This is a genomic window from Mesorhizobium sp. A623 (assembly GCF_054489405.1).
This window is the reverse complement of sequence record NZ_JBTMXB010000072.1, coordinates 1-8,305: the sequence shown is the minus strand read 5'-3', so window position 1 is coordinate 8,305 and position 8,305 is coordinate 1. Positions and strand designations below refer to the sequence as shown.

At 59.7% G+C, this 8,305-nt stretch carries 6 protein-coding genes and 1 pseudogene; 5 read left to right on the top strand and 2 right to left on the bottom strand.

Annotated elements, in window-relative coordinates; translation table 11 throughout:
* Positions 1-543 precede the first annotated feature (543 nt).
* From ACX3P1_RS27370 to ACX3P1_RS27360, 3 genes are all read left to right on the top strand, one after another.
* A complete protein-coding gene (locus ACX3P1_RS27370; protein WP_459082855.1) occupies positions 544-831 on the top strand; it encodes a hypothetical protein in 288 nt (95 codons plus the stop codon).
* A gap of 355 nt (positions 832-1,186) precedes the next feature.
* The gene (locus ACX3P1_RS27365; protein ID WP_459082853.1) at positions 1,187-5,476 is read left to right on the top strand and encodes a PAS domain-containing protein; all 4,290 of its coding nucleotides are present in this window, start codon (positions 1,187-1,189) and stop codon (positions 5,474-5,476) included.
* 13 nt (positions 5,477-5,489) lie between these two features.
* Positions 5,490-5,804 (top strand): response regulator, encoded by a 315-nt coding sequence (locus ACX3P1_RS27360; protein WP_459082851.1) that lies wholly within the window; start codon positions 5,490-5,492, stop codon positions 5,802-5,804.
* On the opposite strand, the gene ACX3P1_RS27355 is transcribed toward ACX3P1_RS27360, so the two are convergent.
* Positions 5,794-6,759: a chemotaxis protein CheB gene (locus tag ACX3P1_RS27355; RefSeq protein WP_459082849.1), complete on the bottom strand. Its 966-nt coding sequence runs from the start codon at positions 6,757-6,759 to the stop codon at positions 5,794-5,796. The two genes, ACX3P1_RS27360 and ACX3P1_RS27355, sit on opposite strands and share 11 nt — an antisense overlap.
* On the opposite strand from ACX3P1_RS27355, the gene ACX3P1_RS27350 reads away from it, so the two are divergent.
* On the top strand, positions 6,752-7,024 hold the full coding sequence (locus ACX3P1_RS27350; protein ID WP_459082847.1) for a hypothetical protein: 273 nt from the start codon (positions 6,752-6,754) through the stop codon (positions 7,022-7,024). The genes ACX3P1_RS27355 and ACX3P1_RS27350 overlap by 8 nt on opposite strands.
* A 311-nt stretch (positions 7,025-7,335) precedes the next feature.
* Here ACX3P1_RS27350 and ACX3P1_RS27345 read toward each other — a convergent pair whose 3' ends face one another.
* Complete coding sequence (locus tag ACX3P1_RS27345; RefSeq protein WP_459082845.1) at positions 7,336-7,623, bottom strand: hypothetical protein; 288 nt, start codon at positions 7,621-7,623, stop codon at positions 7,336-7,338.
* Positions 7,624-7,942: 319 nt separating this feature from the next.
* Here ACX3P1_RS27345 and ACX3P1_RS27340 point away from each other — a divergent pair.
* Positions 7,943-8,238, top strand: a pseudogene (locus ACX3P1_RS27340) (transposase); the annotation flags it as partial.
* Positions 8,239-8,305: the final 67 nt, after the last annotated feature.

Here is an 8,305-nt window from a genome sequence, read left to right as displayed (position 1 = left end):
GCTGCGCTTCATTGTCCGTCTCCAAAAGTGGGCGGACTCTACCAAAACATGGAGGAAGTTTAGGGTCTAAGGTCACAAGGTACCTCGCATCACGAAAGCCGGGACGGGTTGCGATAAATCCTCGCTGCCGATATGGCCGCGAATGACCCATTCGCGAAAAACTCGACGCACTTTCAAAACGCCTGCGCGACGAACAGATGGCCTTGCTCGTTGCCGCCGCCCAATCTGATGGCCTGCTGAGCAACAGTGCTTCAACGCCTCTCGCAACTCGAACTCAACATCGCGGCTATTGAGAACACTCTTGCCGATGAAGGAGTTTGATCGGTTACGAACGTGCGAACTTCGGTCAGCTACTCATAGATTCTCTCGCTCGCAGGCTTCAAACGCCTTGCACTCTGCGTGGTCGTGCAACAGGTGGCACCGAGAATATTGAACTGGAAGCTGGAACCTGATGCCGCGTTCGCCATTGTGTTGGTTAGATGTCGCTTTCGATTCTGTCGGATTCAAAACACAGCAAACCGACGAGACTTCTGGAATTCATCCATGCCCGACGCGCCGCCACTTTTGCTCCTTTCCGATGATATGAGACTTGCGGTGGGGAGCTTCTTCTTTGGCCTCGATTTCCAGGATTGTCCTGGTTCCATTGAGGAGTGCATTCGTCAGATGCGAGAAATTGTCCCACAAACCGATTTGACGGACGAAAACCTGGAAATCATCATAGCGAGACTTGCCATCGAGCGTGGGTTCACCGTTGATCTTGATGAAGGTGAGCTTATCGCCCGTGCAGACCTAAGCATCCTGGCCCAAGCTCGAACCCGTTCAGAGCAATGATTACAAATAATTCCTGCCGAGATCGGAGTCGTGTTGCGCTTGGGGCCACCATCCACGTCAGAAGAGATGTTCCGGCGGGGTGCCGTCAATATTAATTGCGACGGAGGAGTGTGTGTGCAATTTTGGGGCAGGTTCCGTCGCGCGTCGATCACGGGACGTGAACAGTGATCACACGTCTGGCGAGTAAGGGTATGTGCGGGCAAAGCGTATGGCGAAAGACCTATCCGGGAAGGGTACCCATTCTACCCCAACGAGAACCAAACCCGACCGAAAGATAAAATCTCGGAAGGGGGAAGGTGACGCCTCGGAATTACGTGTTCAAGAACCCGATCCGCAGCGCGAGAGCAGTTTTGAAGTGCCGGCCATTCCAGTCGTCGGCATTGGCGCGTCGGCGGGCGGCATCGAAGCGCTGAGCCTTTTCTTTGACGCCATGCCCGCAGACAGCGGCTGCGCTTTCGTGGTCGTTTTGCACCTCGATCCGAAGCGCGAAAGTGAGATGGCGCATATCCTGAGTGCACGTACAAAGATGCCGGTCACCCAGGTCGCGGACGGTATGCGGCTCGCGCCAGACCATGTATATGTAATTGCGCCCGACACCGACCTGACGGTCAGCGACGGCGGGCTGCACGTGTCCAAACCGTCGCAGACCCGTGGCCAGCGGCATCCGGTCGATGTGCTGTTTGCGTCTATCGCCAGGGAACAGCACGAGCGGGCGATTGCTATCGTGCTCTCCGGTACCGGCAGCAACGGCACCGTGGGGCTGAAGGAGATCAGGGCCGAAGGTGGCATGAGCCTGGTGCAGACGCCGGAGACCGCGAAGTTTGACGGCATGCCGAGGAGCGCGATTTCGGCGGGCCTGGCCGATCACGTGCTTGCCCCTGACAAGATGCCGAAAATCCTGCTCGCCTATATCCATCATGGCTATGCCTCCGCCGAAGCCGAAACCGCTTCGCCGAAAGGCGAGCCGACGATCGAACAGGTTCTTGAGCTTTTGCGTGCTCGCGCCGGACACGACTTCGGCAGTTACAAGCGCAGCACGCAGCGCCGGCGCATCCATCGCCGCATGGGCCTCCGCAACATCGATACGCTGAACGACTATCTGAACGAATTGCGCAACAGCCCGGATGAGGTTGCCACATTGGTCGCGGATCTGATGATCAGCGTCACCGGGTTCTTCCGCGATGCCGAAGCGTGGGATGCGCTTGCAAAACTGGTTATCGCGCCCATGATTGCCGAACGCGAGAGCGGCGCCTCTATACGGGTCTGGGTTCCGGCCTGCTCCACGGGCGAAGAAGCCTATTCCATCGCCATGCTGGTGACTGATGAAGCCGAGGCCGCCGGAAAGCGGGTCGATCTGAAGGTGTTCGCCACAGACGCCCAGGAAGACAATCTGCGCAAGGCGCGGGACGGAATTTATCCCGCTGCCGCCCTTGCCGGCTTTCCGCCCGAGCGCGTCCGGCGTTTCTTCGAAAAACTCGACGGCACCTTTCAGGTCAGTAAGGAGCTTCGCAACATGGTGGTGTTCGCGGCGCAGAACCTGTTGCGCGATCCGCCCTTTTCGCGGCTCGACCTCGTTTCGTGCCGCAATTTCTTGATCTATCTGGAGTCGGAGGCGCAGCAGCGGATCATCGCCCATTGCCATTTCGCGCTGCGGCAGGGCGGGCATCTGTTCCTCGGCAATGCCGAGACGGTCGGCCGGCACGACGATCTGTTCGAAACCGTGTCGAAGAAATGGCGGATATTTCGCAGGATCGGCCCGACACGGCACGATCTTATCGAATATCCGCCGCCGAGCGGACCCGTCGAGCACCGCGCCGCCGACGAAGCGCCACTGATGCTGGCCGAACCGGCTGACGCGCCGGTGGCAGAGTTGGCACGGCGCGCGCTTCTGGAGCGCTTTGCGCCGGCTTCCGTGCTGATCGACCGGAAGGGCCGCGTCCTCTATTTCCACGGAACGACCGGGGACTATCTTGAACAGCCGCCGGGCGAGCCGACCAGGGACCTGCTGGCGATGGCCCGAAACGGGCTGGCGACGAAACTGCGCGCCGCGATCCGCGAGGCGTCAAGCGGGAACGCAAGCATAACGGTCAACGCCCGCATGCAGAGAAGTGGGATGGGCCGAACCGTCGCGGTGACGGTCATGCCGGCGTCGACGCGGGGCAGCGATCTCTTCCTTGTCAGTTTCGCGCCAGTCTCGCAGACGTCCGATCCGGCGCCTGTGGCCATTCGCGAGGAAGTTGGAGAGGCGTCCTTCGGCGAACGCGCCCTTCAGGAAGAACTGGTCTCGACCCGCGCCGAATTGCGCAACACCATCGAGCATCTGGAAACCGCCAATGAGGAACTAAAGGCTTCGAACGAGGAAGCCACCTCGATGAACGAGGAACTTCAATCGACCAATGAGGAGTTGGAGACCTCAAAGGAGGAGCTCCAGTCGTTCAACGAGGAACTGAACACCGTCAACAGCCAGCTTCAGCATAAGATCGGCGAGTTGGAACGGGCCACCAACGACCTCAACAATCTGCTGGCGGGATCGGACACCGCGACTTTATTTCTGGACGACAAATTCCGGATCGCATGGTTCGCGCCGGCGACGAAGGAACTGTTCGACCTCGTATCGTCCGACATCGGCCGGCCGATCGCTCATTTCGCCAGGAAATTCGCCGATGCGAACCTGTTGCCGGACGCCGAGACGGTGCTGAGGAAACTCACCGCCATCGAGGCCGAGGTGCCTAGCGATGCCGGCCGCTGGTATTTGCGGCGCATGCTTCCCTATCGCACGCGCGATAACCACATCGCGGGCGTCGTCGTCACTTTCAGCGACATCACGGACCGGAAGCGTTCCGCCGACGCGGTCAATGAGGCGCGTGTCTATTCCGAGGCAATCGTCGCGACGATCCGGCAGCCGCTGCTCATTCTGAACGGCGAAATGCGTGTCCAGTCGGCCAATCCGGCCTTCTACCACCAGTTCAAGGTCGCGGAGAAGGAGACCGAAGGACGCCTTGTCTATGAACTCGGCGACGGTCAATGGGATATTCCGGCCCTGCGGACGCTTCTGGAAGAGGTGCTCTCGGAGAACGAGATGGTCACCGATTTCGAGGTCGAGCACGATTTCCTCGACATCGGCCAACGCTTCATGTTGCTCAACGCCCGCAAGCTCTCGCGAAATGAAAGCCGCGAGGACCTGGTCCTACTCGCTATAGAAGATGTCACCGAACGCCGGCAAAGCGAAATTGCGGTCCATGCAAGCGAGCAGCGCTTGAAAGACCTGATCGAGGCGTTGCCGGCCGCGGTTTATACCACCGACGCGGCCGGCCGAATCACGTCCTACAATCCCGCCGCCGTCGAATTGTGGGGCCGTCATCCGGACTTGGGCACGGATGAGTGGTGCGGCTCGTGGCGCATGTATCGGACGGACGGGACGCCGCTGCCACATGACGAATGCCCCATGGCGATCGCCTTGAAAGAGGAGCGTGCCGTACATGGCGCGGAGGCCGTGGCCGAGCGGCCCGACGGCGTGCGCGTGCCCTTTCTTGCCTTCCCGACTCCCTTGCGCGACGCTGCTGGAGAGGTCAGCGGCGCGGTGAACATGATGGTGGATATCACCGAGCGCAAGCATGCCGAGGAGCTTGCGGAGCGATTGGCCGCGATCGTTGAATCCTCCGACGACGCGATCGTCAGCAAGAACCTCGATGGCGTCATCACCAGTTGGAACAGGGGCGCCCAACACCTTTTCGGTCACGACGCCGACGAAATCATCGGCAAATCGATCATGACTCTGATCCCACAGGATCGCCGCGACGAGGAGACCGACATCCTCGGCCACATCCGGCGTGGAGAGCCTATCGAGCATTTCGAGACCATCCGGCTTCGCAAGGACGGGAGCCAGGTCTGGGTATCGTTGACGGTATCGCCACTTAAGGACGCCAGCGGTAGGATCATCGGCGCCTCCAAGATAGCGCGGGACATGACGGAGCGCCGGCGTGCCGACGAGCATCGGAAAGTCCTCATCGGGGAACTCAACCACCGCGTCAAAAACACGATTGCTGTCATCCAGTCGATCGCATCCCAGACGCTTGGCCACGCATCGACAATGGAGGAAGCACGCACTGCGTTCAGCTCGCGACTGATCAATCTGGCGAAAGCGCACGACGTGCTGACCCGCGAAAACTGGAAGAGTGCGAACCTGGCTGAGATCGTAGGAGATACGGTAGGTCCGCATTCCGGCGGCGAAAACCGTTTCCTGATCGAAGGTCCGGATGTCCAACTGGCCCCGAGCGCGGCATTGGCGATCTCAATGGCGCTGCATGAACTCTCCACCAACGCGGCCAAATACGGAGCGCTTTCCAGCGAGGCTGGTCAAGTCGATATCGTCTGGAGCCTCTATGGCAGCAACGACGATCGCCGCCTGACGTTGCGTTGGAGCGAGAGCGGAGGCCCGCCGGTGACCGCTCCAAAACGCAGAGGCTTCGGCTCGCGGTTGATCGAGCGGGCGCTGGCGGCGGAACTAGGCGGCGAGGTGCGCGTTCAATACGAGCCCTCCGGGCTTGTGTGCACGATCGATGCGCCCGTGCCGGTCGGCCAAGAGGTTTCAGGGGGACCGGGTGACAGATCGGCAAGCAGGACGGGCTCTGATAGTCGAGGATGAAATTCTGGTCGCTATGGAGCTCGAGGATCTGCTGATTGCGATGGGGCACCAGGTGATTGGTTCCGCCGCCCGCATGGGTGAGGCACTGGAACTTGCCCGTGAAGCTGAAGTCGACTTCGCCGTGCTCGACGTCAACGTCGGCGGCGTGCAGTCTTTCCCGGTCGCCGATATATTACGGGAGCGAGGCATTCCCTTTGTCTTCGCCACGGGATATGGCGCCGCCGGACTGGTGGACGGGTATCGCCGCGAAACGACGTTGCGCAAGCCGTACGACTCCCGGGATTTGGCGCGGGCCATCGCGGCGATCTTCCCTTCCGTCAGCCGTTGAGCCGACGTTGCCGGCCCGGGATCGGGCCTGAGGCTTCGGGTGTGATCCAGTCTTGCTCGACAAGGTCGCGGAGCCGGTAGGCGCGATCCAGGGCCTGTTTGCTGGCCGCGTCCCATTGACTGGCGGCGTCCGATTGTGTCGAGCGCGCGTGTTCGGCCATCTGGAGACAGAATTCGGCCCGCTCGTTGAGAAATCTTACGGACGCCCGCATGACCCGTTCCATTTCGTCAAATTGCGCCGTCGCCATGATTTCCGCGGTGTAGCTGTGGCCGATGTGGCAATCGAACTTGACGATCGATCCGATCGCCGATCGTTTCAGCGCGCCACCGCACTCCGGGCAGGTGACCGTCGGGGGCCGTTCGAACGTCCGGCTTTCAGTCATCTCGCCGTTTTTCCCGGTGTCCGGTTGAGAAGGGACTATCGGCATGGCCACTTCCTTTCCATCCTTTCGGTTGACAAGTTCGATGAGCAATTTGGGAATGGCCGCGAGCGGCAAACAATAATCCAGCGCGACATGGTCGGCAGCACTCGTCGGCATCTCGGGATAGGCGGCATCGTCGGGATCCTGGGCGATCGCGCTGCCGCCGGACCGCTTTATCTCCGCGAGACCCAGCGTGCCGTCATTCAGATTGCCGGTCAGGATCACGCCGATGGCGTTGGGACCATAGCTTTCAGCAACACTGCGGAACAGGGGGTCGATGGCCGGCCGTGCCCAGTTTTCCTTGGGCGTCCGCAACAGCCGCAACTTGCCTTCCGCGACGATCATGTGGCGGTCCGGTGGCGCGATATAAATATGGCCTGGAGAAATCGCTTCACCGTTTACGGCATGTTTGGCGGGAAGGGGGCCGGCCGCGTTCAAAAGCTCGGGGAGTTCGCTTCGATGCGCGCCGACATGGAGCACGATCAGGACGGGCGCCGAAAGCGTGGCCGGCAGCGCGGCTGCGAGGGTGCGCAAGGCAGCCACGCCACCGGATGAAGCGCCAATTGCGATGATCGAGGAACGTGCCATTGCAACCTGTGAGATGAACTTGATTGTAGAATTGGTGTTTAACGCCGCAAATCGGATAAAGTTCGCTTTTGTGGAGGACGTTCTGCAGGCATTGAACCGTCTGTCGCTTGCTCAAGGGCGCGAACAACGCATTGCCGCGTCTTCATTCCATCCCGCACCCCATATCAGCACCGGTCTAATCGCCTTTGCCAGTTCCTCGCAAGCGCGCTAATTCCTTCGGGAACAAGGTCGTTCAAGAACCGTGTCAACTTGGTCGAGATACCACGCCCATGCCGGCTGGCCATAGAACCTGATGTCTTCTGGATGCCCAGATTTCGGCATAGAGCCCGAGCGGCGCATTTCACGCTGAGCGTTATAGGCATAGTCTAGCCACGCCAGAGTTGAAGGTATGCCGATCTAATCTTATGCAAATGTAAGATGCCGCTAATGCCGGCCTGACCTCTCCCGGACGTCAAAAACACGATAAGCCCGCCATCTCTCACGAGGTGGCGGGCTTTTGTCGTTAGGCCTAGTCGACGCAGACTAGTTCGCGCCGCCGAGCTGTTTCGTTTTCGCGCAAAAGTCGTTGTGAAGTTTTTCAGTATCGGTGTCGCATTCCTTCGACATCTTTTCGCGATCCTCCTGCTTCATAGCCATCCAAGCGGCTTTGAATTCCTCGTCCGACTTCATCGTTTTCATTCCCGAGTCGGTGTAGAAGGGTGACATCATTTCCTGGTTGTCTAATGCAGACGTGCCGTCGCCCGCTGCGAAAGCGGCTCCACTGGTCAATGAGAGTGCAAGCGCGCCGAGGCAAAGCATCTTGATGTTCATGACAGAAATCTCCACGTGTTCGGGACCGTCACAGTAACGACCTGCTCACTCAACGGGCGGGCTCCGACTCTGTTCCGATCGCATTTCTGCCAGCTAATGCTTGCCCAGGAACTTTGCCGAGGCGTCTCCGTTCTGGTCCCGGTAGCGAAGTCCCTCTCCGATGGGACGGCACGTCCCAAGGCCCGTCACTCCGTCCCAGGGGTGGCGGGCTTTTTGCATCAAAATATTCTAGCACTACTTTGGCAGAATCGTGATTTTTGGGATTCCCATGGCGCTGAATGCGTGATTCATGGGGAGCCAGCTTTGATGGAGGCTGGCAATGGACGGAGACTGGCAGGCAGATCTGGAACGGTGGCTTGCCCCATATCTGGAAGGCTTGGGCAACAAGACGCGACGTCGGATGTGCCGGCCTATATTGCAGGCCTGATTGGGCCGGGCGATCGCAAGAGCATCCAACCTATGGCGGCCCGCGCTGACGCGATCCCCTATGATCGTCTCCATCACTTCATCGGCGCCGGGCTTTGGGACAGCACTCCGCTGGAAGCGACCTTGTGGCAGCAGGCAAGCGAACTGGTCGGCGGTGGCAAAGCCTGGCTGATCATCGACTGGTCTGCCCCCTGAAGACTGGTCCTGCCTTATGTATGGTTTTTGAGCCGATGGAGGACTTAAGAAATGGCCAGAA

Coding starts and splice junctions, on each gene's coding strand:
- ACX3P1_RS27345 (WP_459082845.1), bottom strand. CDS start 7,623: ATGAACATCAAGATGCTTTGCCTCGGCGCGCTTGCACTCTCATTGACC.
- ACX3P1_RS27360 (WP_459082851.1), top strand. CDS start 5,490: ATGGAGCTCGAGGATCTGCTGATTGCGATGGGGCACCAGGTGATTGGT.
- ACX3P1_RS27370 (WP_459082855.1), top strand. CDS start 544: ATGCCCGACGCGCCGCCACTTTTGCTCCTTTCCGATGATATGAGACTT.